The sequence below is a fragment of the Burkholderia pseudomultivorans genome, from assembly GCF_001718415.1.
In the GTDB taxonomy this organism is placed as follows: Bacteria; Pseudomonadota; Gammaproteobacteria; order Burkholderiales; family Burkholderiaceae; genus Burkholderia; species Burkholderia pseudomultivorans_A.
Window position 1 is genome coordinate 942,549 of sequence record NZ_CP013377.1, and the last position, 14,001, is coordinate 956,549.

Below are 14,001 nucleotides of genomic sequence, written 5' to 3' on the forward strand. Positions count from 1 at the left end.
GCCGGCGCGGCCGCGTCGCATCGCACGTCGGGGCGAACCCGGCGCAGCCTGCGCGCGTGCCGGCCGGCCGGTTCCGATCCGTTAGCCAAGGAGGGCAAGCGATGTCAGTGACAGGCGTAGGCGCGGCGGCGCCGGGCGCAGCCGCGCTCGCGGGCGCCGCGCAACAGACGGGCGCCGCGTCCGATCCGGCGCAGGTGCGCCAGTTCGACGCGCTGATGCAGCCGGGCGCGTCGCCGGCGCAGACGGCGTCGTCGTCGGGCATGGCGGTGTCGCGCGCGAGCGCGGACGCAGCGCCGGCCGTGCAGATGACGCCGGCGCAGGCGAATGCATCATCGCTCGTCGAGCGGTTGCGCACGTACGGCAACGATCTCGACGCACGGTACGCGAGCATCGACAAGCATCGCACCGAGATGCTGACGTCGATGGCGGACAGCCGCAGCGATCCGATGATGACGATGGTGAAGGCGATGGATTTCCAGTGGACGGCGACCACCACGATTTCCGAATATCAGTTGAGCCTGTCGGTCGCGCAGGCGGCGAACGGCTTCACGCACACCGTGCTGAAGACGCAGGAGTGATGCAGGCCGGTGCGCGGGCCCGCAACAGCCGCGCGTGCCACGAAGCGGACAAACGATGACGACGATCGATTCGACGCCGCGCGCGTGCGCGTGGCGCAGCCGGGCGGCGCGGGTGCTGCTCGCGGGCCTGCTCGCGCTGCTGGCCGGCTGCCAGAAGGAGCTTTACTCGGGCCTGTCGGAGCGCGACGCGAACCAGATGGTCGCGGTGCTCGGCGACGCAGGCATCAGCGCGTCGAAGGACAACGATGCGCGCGACACGTCCGACCGCAACGCGTGGCAGGTCAGCGTCGCGGACGGCGACATGCAGTCGGCGCTGACCGTGCTGCAGGCGAACGGGCTGCCGAAGCCGAGCTACGCGAGCCTCGGCGAGCTGTTCCAGAAGCAGGGGCTCGTGTCGACGCCGGCCGAGGAGCGCGTGCGCTACCTGTACGGCGTGTCGCAGGACCTGTCGCGCACGCTGCAGGACATCGAGGGCGTGGTGGTCGCGCGCGTGCAGGTCGTGATTCCGGAGAACGATCCGCTCGCGGACAAGATCAAGCCCTCGTCGGCCGCCGTCTATATCCGCTACCGACCCGGCGTGGACCTGCGCGCGATGGCGCCGATGGTCAAGGACCTGGTCGCGCACAGCATCGAAGGGTTGCAGTACGACAACGTGTCGCTGTTCCTGCAGCCGGCCGCTGCGCGCACCACGCGCGTGGACGGCGTCGGCAGCGCGCTGACCGATATCGTGCGGCTGCGCTCGCCGCTTGGCTGGCTGGTGTTCGCGCTGATCCTGCTGACCTGCGCGGTGATCGCGCTGTCTGCGGCGCGGCGCGGGATGTTCGGCGCGCGGCTCGCGGGCCTGCTCGGCGCGACGCGCGGCACGGGTGCGGCGGCGGGCCCGAACGGCGGACTCGGCACGCCGGACGGCGCGCGCGACGGCGCATGAGCGAGCCGCACGCACCGTCGCCCGGCGATGCGCCCGACGCCGCCGCGCCGCTGCCGTGGCTGCAGCCGCTTGCGCCGCCGCCAGCCGCGCGGCGCGGCGCGTTTCATGCGCTGGTCTGCGATTTCAATTTGCGGCCCGACCGCTATCTGCACGTGACGCGCGTGCCGTCCGACTGGCCCGCTCGCTACCGTTCGCCGGACGCGTTCGGCGCGGCCGGCCGCAAGCTGATCGCGCGACACCTGCTCGACGCGCACGGCGTGGCCGAGCGGCACGACTTCGACGTGGCGACGCCGAGCGCGCGGCTTGCGCTGCTGCCGGGCGCGGCGCTCGAACAGCTCGCGTCGTATGCGGGGCTGCTGCTGCATCGCGGCTGGCTGCGCGATGCGCTCGCGGCGCGGCGCATTCGTGCGGAAGTCGCCGCGAAGCTCGGCGCCGACGCGCTGGCGCTGGCGCTCGAACGTGCGCCCGAATTCGGCATGCTCGCGGATACGCTCGAACCGTGGCGCGCGGATCCGGCCGCGCTGCCGGTCGTGATCCGCGCGCGCGGCGGACGGCTGCTCGCGGATTTCATCGGCGCGGCCGGCGAGGCGGTCGCGCGGCGCGTGCGGCTGAAGTTCAATCGCGCGATCGACGACGAAGCGCCTTACTGGCTGAACCGCGCGCAGCGCGACCAGTTCGGCGAGCTGCTGTTCCTGTTTCTGATTCCCGAGAGGCTTGCGTCATGGGACTGGCTTTTCTGATCACGAGCGACAACCTGCAGCTGCTTTCCGAGCGCAAGGTGCTCAAGGAGCGCGAATATGCGGCGCTGCTCGACGCCTCCGCGGTGATCGCGACCGCGCGCGAAGAAGCCGAGCGCATCGTCGCCGATGCGCAGCGCGAATTCGACCGGCGCCAGGCGGCCGGCTACGACGAAGGCATGCGCCGCGCGCAGCGCGAGCATGCGGCGCAGACCTATACGCAGGCGCTCGCCGCCGCGCGCACGATGGAATCGATGAAGGACGCGATGGCCGAGATCGTCGTCAAGGCGGTGCGCGCGATCGTCGGCGAGATGAGCACGCAGAAGCTGTACGAGGCGGCGCTGGCGCGGATCGCGCCGCTCGTGCGCGACGAAGCGTTCGTGACCGTGCGCGTCGCGCCCGGCCGTCATGACGAAATGCGCGAGGCGCTCGACAGCGCGTTCGCCGGGCAGACGAACCGGCAGAAGCTGCGCATCGTCGAGGACGCGCAGCTCGAACGTCATGCCTGCACGGTCGAGACGCCGTCCGGGCGTATCGACGCGAGCCTCGACCTGCAGATCGACGCGCTGCGCCAGGCGATTCGCCGCGATGCGCTGAAGGGCGCCGCGCGATGAACGCGCCGCTCGACGACACGCAGCCGTTCGCCGGCGACGACGACGTCCCGCTCGATCGCGGCCGGCTGGTCGGCGATCTCGATGCGGGGCTCGCGTTCTTTTCGCCGGTGTCGGTGCAGGGCCGCGTCAATCACGCGGTCGGGCAGATCCTCAACGCGACCGGCATCCGCGCGCGGCTCGGCGAGATCTGCGAGCTGCGCACGCCGAACCAGCCGACGCTGCTGGCCGAAGTGGTCGGCTTCTCGCGGCAGACGACGCTGCTGACGCCGCTTGGCGACGTGGCCGGTCTGTCGCCCGAGACGACCGTCGTGCCGTCGGGGCGCGAGCATGTGTTTCCGGTCGGCGACGGCCTGTTCGGCCGCGTGCTTGATGGGCTCGGCCGGCCGCTCGACGATCGCGGGCCCGTGACCGGCGCGGCGTGGGTGTCGACGCAGCAGGATCCGCCGAATCCGCTCGCGCGCAAGATGATCGACACGCCATTCCCGACCGGCGTGCGCGTGATCGACGGGCTGATGACGCTCGGCGTCGGGCAGCGGGTCGGCATCTTTGCGCCGTCGGGCGTCGGCAAGAGCACGCTGCTCGGGATGATCGCGCGCGGCGCGCAGGCCGACGTCAACGTGATCGCGCTGGTCGGCGAGCGCGGCCGCGAGGTGCGCGAATTCATCGAGCACAGTCTGTCGCCCGAGGTGCGCGCGCGTTCGATCGTCGTCGTGTCGACGTCCGACCGGCCCGCGATGGAGCGCGTGAAATCGGCGCTGGTCGCGACCGCGATCGCCGAGCATTTCCGCGACGCGGGCCGGCGCGTGCTGCTGCTGGTCGATTCGCTGACGCGCTTCGCGCGCGCGCAGCGCGAGGTCGGCCTCGCGAGCGGCGAGCCGCCGACGCGGCGCAGCTTCCCGCCGTCGACCTTCGCGGTGCTGCCGCGCCTGCTCGAACGCGCGGGGCAGGGCGCGCAGGGATCGATCACCGCGTTGTATACGGTGCTCGTCGAGGGCGACGAGGAGTCCGATCCGATCGCCGAGGAAGTGCGCTCGATTCTCGACGGACATATCGTGCTGTCGCGCAAGATCGCGCTCGCGAACCGCTATCCGGCGATCGACGTGCTCGCGAGCCTGTCGCGCGTGATGCCGCTCGTTGCGGGCCGCGGGCATCAGCAGGCGGCCGCGCGCGTGCGCGAGCTGATCGCGAAGTACCAGGAGATCGAGCTGCTCGTGCAGATCGGCGAGTATCGGGAAGGCAGCGACCGGCTCGGCGATCTCGCGCTGCGCGCGCGCGACGCGATTGCCGCGTTCTGCGCGCAGGCGTCGCACGAGGACGTGCGCTTCGATGCACTGCTCGCGCAGCTGACACGGCTGGCGAACGATCATGTCTGAAGCCGACGACCGTCTCGTGCTCGCGACGCTCGCGCGGCTCAGGCGCGTGCGCGAGATGCGCAGCCAGATCGCGCGCGTCGCGGCCGCGCGGCAGCAGCGCGTCGCCGCGCAGAGCCGCCGCGCGCTCGACGACGCGCATGCGCAGCTCGCACAGCAGCTTGCCGCGAAGGCCGCGATCCAGACGCGGCTCGCCGGCGACGTGCGCGAGGCGCGCGCGCTGCAGGACGCGGCGGCCGATACGCGCACCTTCGATCGGCGGATCGGCAGCGCGAGCGCGTCGGTCAGCGAGGCCGCGCACGTGCATCGCGGCCACGAGGCGACGCTGGCGGACCTGCAGCGCGCCGCGCGCAAGGCGAAGGCCGCCGAGGACAAGCTCGACAGGGCCGGCGAGAAGGCGCTGCATGCGCGCGCGGCGCGGCTCGAACGCGCCGCCGACGAAGTCGCGGACGGGTATGCGGTGCGGCGCTTTGCGACTGCCGGCGGCTGGGCAGGCGATGCAGGCGTCGATGCGGCTGCTCATGCGGCAGGCCATGCGGGCGCGCAGCCGGAAGCGACCGCCGCGTTCGATGCGCAGATGGGCGCGCATCCCGCAGGCGCAGAAACCGGCGCGACGGCCGACGGACCGCGGCCTGCCACGCCGCCCGACGCCTCGGAGCGCCGATGCTAGATCACGCCTCGGGCTTCAACGACATCGCGGGCATGCTGCGCCCGCTGCTCTACGTGATGCCGCGTCTGCTGCCGATCATGTTCGTCGTGCCGGTATTCAACGAGCAGATCGTCACCGGCCTCGTGCGCAACGGCATCGCGGTCGTGATCGCCGCGTTCGTCGCACCGGCGATCGATGCCGCGCAGGTGGCCGCGCTGCCGTTCCTGATGTGGTGCGTGCTGGTCGCGAAGGAGGCCGTGGTCGGGATGCTGCTGGCCGGCGCGTTCAGCGCCGTGCTGTTCGCGATCCAGGGCGTCGGCTACCTGATCGATTTCCAGACCGGCAGCGGCAGCGCCGCGTTCTTCGATCCGATGGGCGGGCACGAAGGCGGCCCGACGTCGGGCTTTCTCAATTTCGTCGCGATCGCGCTGTTCGTCACGGCGGGCGGCCTGCAGGTGCTGGTGCAGCTGTTCGCGCAGTCGTACGCATGGTGGCCGATCGGCTCGCTCGGCCCCGATTTCTCGTCGATGCTGCAAACCTTCATCGTGCGTCAGACCGACACGATCTTCGAATGGATGGTGAAGCTCGCGGCGCCGGTGACGATCGTGCTGGTGCTCGTCGAACTCGGGATCGGGCTGGTCGGGCGCGCGGTGCCGCAGCTCAATATCTTCGTGTTCGCGCAGCCGGTGAAAAGCGCGCTCGCGGTGCTGATGATGGCGCTGTTCCTGCCGGTCGTGTATGCGTCGCTGCATGCGCTGCTGAGCCCCGACAGCGGGCTGGTCGCGTTGCTGCGCGCGCTGTTCGCCGCGCACGGCGGCGCGTGACCGCACGTCAGGGCACCGGGGCGCGCACATGGCCGAAAAGAACCAGCAGCCGACCGCGAAACGCCTGCGCGAGGCGCGCGAAAAAGGCGATGTGCCGAAGAGCGCCGAGACGATCTCGTCGGCATGCTTCGCCGGCGTGTGCATCGCGCTGGCGGTCGGCATCGGCGCGCTGTTCGCGCGGTTGCAGGCGCTGCTCCGGCTCGTGTTCGACGCGGCCGGCGCGGCCGATCCGTCCGCACGGATCGCGGTGCTGATCGACGGCGCCGCGCGCGACTGGGCGACGCTGTCCGCGCAGATCGTCGCGGCCGGACTGCTGCTCGGCGTGCTTGCGGGTTTCGTGCAGGTCGGCGGCGTGATGGCGTGGGGCCGCCTGATGCCGCAGTTGTCGCGGCTCAATCCTGCAGAAGGGCTGAAGAACCTGTGGTCGCTGCGCAACCTCGTCAATCTCGCGAAGATGCTGCTGAAGACGACGCTGCTCGTCGCGACGCTCGGCTGGGTGATCGTCGAGTCGCTGGATGCCGCGGTGCAGTCGGGCTTTACGCGGCCGATATCGATTCTCGCGCTGATCGTGAAGCTGCTGATGCTGCTGTTCGGCTGGGCCGCGCTGATCTATATCGTGATGGCGTTGATCGACATCGTGCACCAGCGGCGCGAATTCAATCAGAAAATGAAAATGTCGATCGACGAAGTGCGGCGCGAGCACAAGGAGGACGAAGGCGATCCGCATATCGAGGCGAAGCGCCGGCAGCTTGCGCGCGAAGCGCAGTTCGCGGCGCTGCCCGACCGGATCGGCTTTGCATCGGTGGTCGTCTATTCGCCGCGCGTCGCCGTGGCGCTCTATTACGGCGGCGTCGGCACGCTGCCGTGGGTGCTCGCGCGCGGCGAAGGCGAGGCGGCCGAGCGGATCGTGCGGCTCGCGCGCGACGCGCTGCGCCCGACGCTCGCGAACGCCGGGCTCGCGCAGTCGCTGTACGACACGACGCCCGAGAACGGCACGATCCAGCAGCAGCATTTCCGCGAGGTGGCGCAACTGCTGAAGTGGGCGACCGGCGCGATCTGAATGATTCGTCCGATCAATGCGCGAACGCGGTTTCGATGCGGCCCTTTCACCGCGCGCGCACGTTGCGCTTGACGCGGTTTTTTTTCCGGTGCCTGCCGGCATTCGTCCGCGAATTATTGCTGAATTATTTCTTCGTAATATGGCCCGACCGTCATGCCGGACGGCGGGCCGCAAGGTCGGCCCTGCATGGCGGGCAAGTCAACAGGGCGGACAGATTACATGTGCGGAATCGACGGCTTTCTGAATAGCGTCGCCTTCGATGAGGAGACAGCGCGCGGCACCCTCGCGCGCATGACGGCGAGCCTCGCGCATCGCGGGCCGGACGGGCAGGGTTTGTGGGTCGATCCGGAGGCCGGCATCGCGCTCGGCCACCGGCGGCTCGCGATCGTCGATCTGTCGGTGCACGGCCGGCAGCCGATGGCGTCCGCGTGCGGCCGTTACGTCTTGGTCTTCAACGGCGAAATCTACAACCATCGCGAGCTGCGCGCGGAGCTGGAGCGTGCGGGGCGCGCCCCTGCGTGGCGCGGCCATTCGGACAGCGAAGTGCTGATCGCGGCGATCGCCGCATGGGGCGTCGAGGCGACGCTGCGGCGCGCGACCGGCATGTTCGCGTTCGCGCTGTGGAATCGCGCGTCGCGCGTGCTGACGCTCGCGCGCGACCGGATCGGCGAGAAGCCGCTCTATTACGGCCGGGTCGGCGACGCGCTGGTGTTCGCGTCGGAACTGAAGGCGCTGCGCGCGTATCCGGGTTTCGGCGGCGAGATCGATCGCGACGCGCTGTGCCTGTACCTGCGTCAGTCGAGCGTGCCGGCGCCTTACACGATCTATCGCGGCATCAGCAAGCTGCCGCCGGGCACCTGGATCCAGTTCGAGCATGCGCGCGACACGCCGCGGCCGCGCGCGTACTGGACGCTCGAGCAGGCGATCGCGGCCGGCCGCGAACAGCCGTTCGAGGGCGATGCGGACGATGCGGTCGGCCGGCTCGATGCGATCCTGCGCCGCGCCGTTGCACGACAGATGGAAGCCGACGTGCCGCTCGGCGCGTTCCTGTCGGGCGGCATCGATTCGTCGGCGATCGTCGCGCTGATGCAGGCGCAGTCGACGACGCCGGTCGATACGTTCACGATCGGTTTCCACGAAGCCGGCTACGACGAGGCGGGCTATGCGAAGGCCGTCGCGCGCCATCTCGGCACGCGGCATACCGAACTCTACGTGACGGCCGACCATGCGCTCGAGGTGGTGCCGAAGCTGCCGTCGATCTACGACGAGCCGTTTTCCGACGCCTCGCAGATTCCGACCTTCCTGGTCGCGGAGCTGACGCGACGGCACGTGAAGGTGAGCCTGTCCGGCGACGGCGGCGACGAGCTGTTCGGCGGCTATACGCGCTACTTTCTGACGCCGCGCCTGTGGCGCAAGCTGCATCGCGTGCCGGCGGCCGTGCGGGCGCGGATCGCCGCCGCGCTGCACGCGCTGCGGCCCGATCATGCGGACCAGCTCGCGGCGGTCGCGCAGGGCGCATGGGGCGGCGTGGAGGCGCGCGACACCGCGTCGCGGATCGGCGATCGCCTGCACAAGCTCGGCCACGTGATGACGGCGGAGAGCCGCATCGGCCTGTACCGGCTGCTGATGTCGTCGGTGCATCACCCCGAGCGCATCGCGCTCGCCGGACAGGAGCCGCCGACGCCGCTCGATACGGCCGCCGCCTGGCCCGCGCACCTGAGCTTCGCCGAGCAGGCGATGGCGATCGACACGCTCACCTATCTGCCCACCGACATCCTCGCGAAGGTCGATCGCGCGGCGATGGCGGTCAGTCTCGAAACACGCATGCCGTTTCTCGATCATCACGTCGTGGAATTCGCGTGGCGCCTGCCGGCGTCGATACGCCTGCCGGAAGGGCAGTCGAAAGCGATGCTGCGCCGGCTGCTCGATCGCTATGTGCCGTCGTCGCTGATCGACCGGCCGAAACAGGGCTTTTGCGCGCCGGTCGATCACTGGCTGCGCGGCGCGCTGCGCGACTGGGCCGATGCGCTGCTGCAGCCGTCCCGGCTGCGCGACGAGGGTTTTTTCGACGCCGCCGCGGTCGAGCGTCTGTGGCGCCAGCACCAGACCGGCCGGATGAACTGGCAGCACCAGCTATGGACGGTGCTGATGTTCCAGGCGTGGCTCGATGCGCAGCGCGCCGCGCTCTGAAGCTGCGCGCCGGGTCACTCGTCGAGGCAGCGCACGCACAGCCGCTTCGCCTGGCTGGCCGGCAGCCCGCGGCACATCATCACGACGGGGCGCGCATGGCACGACGGCGCGTCGGCGGATGCCGCCGGCGATGCCTGCCGTCGGGCGCGTTCGGGCGGCGTGGTCGCGGCCGCGTCCATGCGTCGCTGGCGCGCGGGCGGCGGCGCATCGCGCACGATCGGGATCGGCGCGACGCCGCCCTCGCGGGCATTGCTTTGCGCGCTCGCGACGACGCGGCTCACATAGCCGCTCGAGAATCCGGTCGTGAAATTGCCGCTGTAGTAGCAGGACAGCGCCGCGCGCAACGCGGCCTGCACGGCGCGCCCGGTGCCGGACGAGCGCGCGAAGCATTCGGTCAGGATCGCGCCGCCGGCGCGCAGGTTGCGGCACGGTTCGAACATCGTCGCTTCGTCGAGCCCGTATCTCGCGAAATTGCGCTCGTTGACCTGCGCAAGCCCGACGCTGTAGCTGAAGCCGCGCGCCGCGAGCTCGCGCGCCGTGGCGCGCGCTTCGTCGAGCGACGCGGGCTGGCGCGTCAAATGGCCGCCGACCACGCCGATCGCGTACGGATTGAAGCCCGATTCGGTGCGTACCAGCGCGGCCAGCGTTTCGGGATCGACGTTCGGTGCGCAGGCGCGCGCGAGCTGCGCGAAGCCCGCGCCGTCGCGTGCCGCGTGCGCGCGGGGCGGCTGGCCGAACGCACATGCGAATACCAGCGCGGCGGCTGTGCACAGCCACGCGGCGATGCCACGCCGGCCGCGCGCGCTCATCCCGCCCCCGCCACGCGATACGACAGCACGAGCCCGTGCACCAGCAGCGACCAGCCGTCGAGCGCAACGAACAGCAGCAGCTTGAACGGCACCGAGATCGTCGTCGGCGAGATCATCTGCATGCCGAGCGCGAGCAGGATATTCGCGACCAGCAGATCGACGACGATGAACACGATATAGATCACGAAACCGATCTGGAATGCCTTCGTCAGCTCGGCGAGCGTGAAGCTCGGCACCAGCACCAGCAGGTCGTCGTCCCTGATGCCGTCCGCGCGGTTCTTCGGCCAGACCGACGTCGCGGTGCGCACGAAGAATTCGCGATCGCGCTGCCGCGTGTGCGATACCAGGAAATCCTTGATCGGCGGCAGCGCGGCGTCGGCGAGCGCGCCCACGTCGGCGGTCGACAGCTGTCCGGACGCATCGAAGTGGCGCGCCTGCAGCGCGTCGCGAATCGACATTCCGACCGGCGCCATGATGAACAGCGACAGGATCAGCGCGATGCCGTTCAGCACGAGGTTCGGCGGCACCTGCTGGATGCCGAGCGCCGAGCGCAGCAGCCCCAGCACGACCACCAGCTTCGTATAGCTGGTCACCATCAGCGCGGCGAACGGCGCGATGCCGAGCGCGGCGATGACCGCGATCAGCGCGACCGGATTCGGCAGGTTGCCCATCGCTCAGCGCTCGCGCGGCGCCGGCTGCGTGAGCGTGACGACGCGCACGCCGAGCTTCTGGCCGACCGCGATCAGCTGGCCGGTGCCGATCAGCATGCCGTTCGCGACCAGATGGATCACGCTCTGGTTGATGCCCTGCTGCAGCTCGATGACCGCGCCCGGCTGCAGCGCGCTCAGTTCGCCGAGCGGCATCGAGGTCGGCGGCAGCTCGAAGCGCAGGTCCACCGCGAGGCCGTCGAGCGGGCGCGACGTGTCGCCGGTCGACGCAGCGGCGCCCGACACATCGGGCGCGCCGGTATGCGAGGTGTCGGTGCGGGTCGGTTCCAAAGGCATCTCCCTGATTCGTTGGACGGTCAGCCGGTTGCCGGACGGCCGTCCGGTGATCTCCCACGCCGGCACGGCCGGCAGCCGCGCGACGCACAGCAGGTTCTGCTCCTGCGCATGCCAGCGTTCGATCGCGATGATGTCGCCGCCGACGACGTCGGCCAGCTCGGCCATCGTCAGTTCGGTGCGGCCGATCTCGAACACGAGCGGCACCGGCAGGGTCGCGTACGCGGCGCGCGCGTCGGGCGGCGCAGCCGGCGCGGCGGCGAAGAACACCGCGAGCGCGTCCGGCGCGTCGAACGACAGGGCGCCGTGGCAGCGCCATGCACCGTCGGCGCGGCGCAGCTCGAAACGCAGTGCGGCCGGCGATGCCTGCCAGGCGGGCGACGCGGCAGTTGGCGGCAGCAGCTCGACGCGCTGTCGCGTCGCGGCCTGCAGCGCTGCCGTGAGCGGGGCGCACAGGTCGGCGAGCAGCGCCGCCCGAATCACGGCCGGCACGGCCGGGTCGGCGGCATCGCCGAGCCATTCGGTTTCCGCGAGCGGGTCGATCCACAGCGTGCCGGCCGCCGGGCCGACGACGAAGCGGTATGCATGCGCATCGGCGGCCGGTTCGGCATCGACGCGCCAGCGCACCTGGTAGGCGTGCTCGCCGAGCGTGACCGGGACGGCGTCGCTCGCGCAGTACGCATGCGACAGCCCGCGCGCGGCGGCGGCGGACAGGCGCGGCAGGTACGGCGACGCGTCGAGCGCGCCTGTCGCCGGTGGCGCGGCGGGGGCGGCCCGATTCGCGGCGTCGCCGGTGTCGGCATTCGTCAGGAACAGCGCAGGCACGGCGGGATCGAGGCGGATTCGGCGTTGGTTCGACGGATTGTTCTGGCCGACGGCGCGAGAAGGGCGCGCGGCTGCTGCGTCGATTGTAGGGACGGCGATGCGCGCGTGCCGCGCCGGAATCCGTAGTCGCGTGTCGCGGGCGGCGGCGTGGCGGGCGCGGTTTTACGAGGTGTGCTGCGCCGCCGTGTGCGCAGCGGTGCGTCCAAATGCGACCGCCGCCCTGGGGCGGCGGTCGTGTCGCGGCGCGTGGACGGCGGCTGGCGTGCCGCGGTCGGAGCCGGGCCGCGACGCGCTGCGCGTCAGGCGCGCGGCGCGGCGGGGGGAACGGGCTTCGGCGCGCCGCGGGCAGCGCGGCGCACGAACGAATCGTTACGCGTAATCGGCGGCCATCGCGGGCTGCGGCGCGGCGCGCAGGATCGGCGCGGCTTCGTGGCGTTCGACGTGCGTCATCGCTGCGCCGAACAGCACCAGGCGATAGCCGACCGCATAGATCGGGATGATCCGCAGGTTCTTGTCGTGATCGAGCTGCAGCTTCGAACGGATGCGCGAGATATGCGTGTCGAGCGTGCGCGAAGACACGCCGAGCTCGCGGCCCCAGACCGCTTCCTGGATCGCCTGCCGCGGCACGATCTTGTTCATGTTGTCGAGCAGGAATTCGACGACGTCGAATTCGCGCGGCGTGACGTCGACGGGTTTATTGGCGATTTCGATCGTGCGGCGCACGAAGTTGATTTTTATGTCGTCGATATACAGATATTTGCAATCCATGGTGGCCCTCGCATGTCCTTAAAGGAGTGTTGCGAGTCAGATACTGCAACTTTCGGGCCAGGATGATGTGGGTTGACGATGGCGGAGCGGGCGACGCCGCCGGCCTTGAATCTCAAAGAATTTTTAACGCCGGGGGCAGGTGGAAGGCGAAAGGGTCGGAGCGGAAGTGAAGGATTGTTACGTAGCATCGCACGCGGACGTTACGGGCGTTACGGCTGACGTAACGTGTGATGAGGCCCGGTGCCTGCGGCAGTCGCGTTGCGTGAAAACGGCCGGCGAAACCCTACTCGGAACCCTACATGGAACTCTACCTGGATATGCGAAAAACGCAGGTAAATCAGAAGGATAAGAGACTATAATTGCCGACATTGAACCCTACATGGAACCCGACACGGAAGCATGACAAGCGTCGTTACCTTCGAACCGCTGTTTCCCGAGGATCGCGTACTCGATCCGCTGCTCGAACGGGCTGCCCAGCTCGTCGACACGTCGCGGCAGCTGCTTGCCGTGCGCGACACTCCGCTCGCCAGCGCGCTCGTGCCGCAGCTGCGCGCGATGAATTCGTATTACACGAACAAGATCGAAGGTCAGCACACGACGCCCGCCAAGATCGAGGCTGCGCTTCATCGCGATTATTCCGCGGATGCCGTCGAGCGCAAGAAGCAGCGCTTCGCGGTCGCGCATATCGCGACGGAAACGATGCTGGAGAAGGAGTGGGGGACGCTGCCGGTGGCCGCGCTATTCGATCCGGCGCGCATTTCGGCCATCCATGAGCGCTTTTTCTCCTGCCTGCCTGAAGACGAGCGATTGACCGGGGATGGCGCGGTCATTGTTCCGGGCGAGATTCGTCGAGCGGACGTGACAGTTGGACGGCATCTGGCGCCGGAGCCGGAGATGATCGAACCGTTGCTCAATGCGTGGGCGGTTCGTTATGGCCGCATCCGGGCCAAGGAATATCAACTGATCGCGATTGCCTGTTCGCATCATCGTCTGGCGTGGGTTCATCCTTTCATGGACGGCAATGGCAGGGTTGCGCGACTGCATTCACATCTCGGATTGCGCGCGGCCGACCTGACCCACGGGCTCTGGTCGCCGCTCCGCGGTCTTGCCCGCGAGCATGAGCAATATTATGCGAGGTTGAGCGAAGCCGATCAGACGCGGCGCAACGATCTGGATGGTCGGGGCAATCTGTCCCAGGAAGGCCTGGTGCAGTTCGCGCGTTTTTTTCTCGACTGCTGTCTGGATCAGGTCAGCTTCATGATCCATATGACCGAGTTCGACGGCGTGGCAGGACGTTTGCTCGATCTGTTGCGATACCTGGAAGCCAATCCGTGGACCATTCGATCGGAAAAATCGGTCATCAAACCGGAAGCCACGGCGCTCGCCATGGAGTTTGTCGCCCTGCGCCGAACCGTGACGCGCGCGCAATTCGCGCAGATGCTCGGGGTGAGCGACGTGCTGGCGCGTCGAATCGTTCGGTCGTTGCTCGATTTCGGGTTGCTGACTTCGCCTTCGCATCGAGGCGAGCTGTCGTTGGGATTGCCGCTGGCCAGCCTCCGATTTCTGTTTCCGAAACTGTGGCCGGAAGTCGAACAGGAGTGAAGGGGATGAGCGGGCATGCCATTGCGCATGACGCCGGCCGCAAGGC

General features: G+C 69.4%; 14 protein-coding genes. 10 read left to right on the plus strand and 4 right to left on the minus strand.

Annotation, left to right across the window (positions count from 1 at the left end):
* Positions 1 to 101 precede the first annotated feature (101 nt).
* The 9 genes from WS57_RS03955 (at position 102) to asnB (ending at position 8,950) form a co-directional block, all read left to right on the plus strand.
* On the plus strand, positions 102 to 578 hold the full coding sequence (locus WS57_RS03955) for a hypothetical protein (RefSeq protein WP_040131262.1): 477 nt from the start codon (positions 102 to 104) through the stop codon (positions 576 to 578).
* Positions 579 to 633: 55 nt separating this feature from the next.
* Positions 634 to 1,506 carry a type III secretion system inner membrane ring lipoprotein SctJ gene (sctJ, locus tag WS57_RS03960; RefSeq protein ID WP_059479803.1) on the plus strand — a complete coding sequence of 291 codons (873 nt, stop codon included), beginning with the start codon at positions 634 to 636 and terminating at the stop codon, positions 1,504 to 1,506.
* The gene (locus WS57_RS03965; RefSeq protein WP_040131264.1) at positions 1,503 to 2,246 is read left to right on the plus strand and encodes a SctK family type III secretion system sorting platform protein; all 744 of its coding nucleotides are present in this window, start codon (positions 1,503 to 1,505) and stop codon (positions 2,244 to 2,246) included. Before sctJ ends, WS57_RS03965 begins: the two co-directional genes overlap by 4 nt.
* A complete protein-coding gene (gene sctL, locus WS57_RS03970; protein ID WP_009687190.1) occupies positions 2,228 to 2,857 on the plus strand; it encodes a type III secretion system stator protein SctL in 630 nt (209 codons plus the stop codon). The genes WS57_RS03965 and sctL overlap by 19 nt, the downstream gene beginning before the upstream one ends.
* A complete protein-coding gene (sctN, locus tag WS57_RS03975; RefSeq protein ID WP_069243776.1) occupies positions 2,854 to 4,230 on the plus strand; it encodes a type III secretion system ATPase SctN in 1,377 nt (458 codons plus the stop codon). Before sctL ends, sctN begins: the two co-directional genes overlap by 4 nt.
* Complete coding sequence (locus WS57_RS03980; RefSeq protein ID WP_059512484.1) at positions 4,223 to 4,897, plus strand: hypothetical protein; 675 nt, start codon at positions 4,223 to 4,225, stop codon at positions 4,895 to 4,897. The genes sctN and WS57_RS03980 overlap by 8 nt, the downstream gene beginning before the upstream one ends.
* The gene (gene sctT, locus WS57_RS03985; protein ID WP_009688905.1) at positions 4,891 to 5,700 is read left to right on the plus strand and encodes a type III secretion system export apparatus subunit SctT; all 810 of its coding nucleotides are present in this window, start codon (positions 4,891 to 4,893) and stop codon (positions 5,698 to 5,700) included. Before WS57_RS03980 ends, sctT begins: the two co-directional genes overlap by 7 nt.
* Positions 5,701 to 5,728: 28 nt before the next feature.
* On the plus strand, positions 5,729 to 6,760 hold the full coding sequence (locus tag WS57_RS03990; RefSeq protein WP_069243777.1) for an EscU/YscU/HrcU family type III secretion system export apparatus switch protein: 1,032 nt from the start codon (positions 5,729 to 5,731) through the stop codon (positions 6,758 to 6,760).
* A 219-nt stretch (positions 6,761 to 6,979) separates the two neighbouring features.
* On the plus strand, positions 6,980 to 8,950 hold the full coding sequence (asnB, locus tag WS57_RS03995) for an asparagine synthase (glutamine-hydrolyzing) (protein WP_060335800.1): 1,971 nt from the start codon (positions 6,980 to 6,982) through the stop codon (positions 8,948 to 8,950).
* Between the two features lie 14 nt (positions 8,951 to 8,964).
* Here asnB and WS57_RS04000 read toward each other — a convergent pair whose 3' ends face one another.
* The 4 genes from WS57_RS04000 to WS57_RS04015 all read right to left on the minus strand — a co-directional run bounded on the left by WS57_RS04000 (position 8,965) and on the right by WS57_RS04015 (position 12,353).
* A complete protein-coding gene (locus WS57_RS04000; protein ID WP_069243778.1) occupies positions 8,965 to 9,759 on the minus strand; it encodes a lytic transglycosylase domain-containing protein in 795 nt (264 codons plus the stop codon).
* Positions 9,756 to 10,430 (minus strand): type III secretion system export apparatus subunit SctR, encoded by a 675-nt coding sequence (gene sctR / locus WS57_RS04005; RefSeq protein WP_009694437.1) that lies wholly within the window; start codon positions 10,428 to 10,430, stop codon positions 9,756 to 9,758. The genes WS57_RS04000 and sctR overlap by 4 nt, the downstream gene beginning before the upstream one ends.
* Positions 10,431 to 10,433: 3 nt before the next feature.
* Entirely contained in the window at positions 10,434 to 11,585 is a 1,152-nt protein-coding gene (sctQ, locus tag WS57_RS04010; protein ID WP_069243779.1) for a type III secretion system cytoplasmic ring protein SctQ, read from the minus strand.
* A gap of 369 nt (positions 11,586 to 11,954) precedes the next feature.
* Complete coding sequence (locus WS57_RS04015; protein ID WP_009692963.1) at positions 11,955 to 12,353, minus strand: winged helix-turn-helix domain-containing protein; 399 nt, start codon at positions 12,351 to 12,353, stop codon at positions 11,955 to 11,957.
* Between the two features lie 399 nt (positions 12,354 to 12,752).
* Between WS57_RS04015 and WS57_RS04020 the strand changes: the two genes are divergently transcribed.
* The gene (locus WS57_RS04020) at positions 12,753 to 13,955 is read left to right on the plus strand and encodes a Fic family protein (RefSeq protein ID WP_009692964.1); all 1,203 of its coding nucleotides are present in this window, start codon (positions 12,753 to 12,755) and stop codon (positions 13,953 to 13,955) included.
* Positions 13,956 to 14,001 lie beyond the last annotated feature (46 nt).